This is a genomic window from Hydrogenophaga intermedia (assembly GCF_023715105.1).
GTDB lineage: Bacteria > Pseudomonadota > Gammaproteobacteria > Burkholderiales > Burkholderiaceae_C > Hydrogenophaga > Hydrogenophaga intermedia_A.
The window spans coordinates 1-252 of record NZ_JAMBNO010000146.1; the positions used below are offsets into that span (position 1 = coordinate 1).

The 252-nt window shown below is 62.3% G+C and carries 1 pseudogene; it reads left to right on the plus strand.

Annotated elements, in window-relative coordinates:
- Positions 1-129 precede the first annotated feature (129 nt).
- Positions 130-252 (plus strand): annotated as a pseudogene (locus tag M3149_RS22950) (ATP-binding protein); the annotation flags it as partial.

Sequence of the window (252 nt, forward strand, 5' to 3'; positions counted from 1 at the left end):
GCAGGCTGCATTCGTCGCTAGGCTATCTCAGCCCGATGCAGTTCGAGCAACGCTGGTACGAGGCACAGCGAAAAAAGGCCGCGTAATCGTCGGGCTAAGAGCTACACAGAACGAGGGCAAGGTCAGACCCTGGCTGGCGCTACCGGTCTGGGCAAGACCTGGCTGGCCTGTGCGCTGGCCCAGTACGCATGCCGCCAGGGTCACTCGGCGTTGTACTTGCGGGTTCCACGACTGGCAGAAGAGCTGCGCATC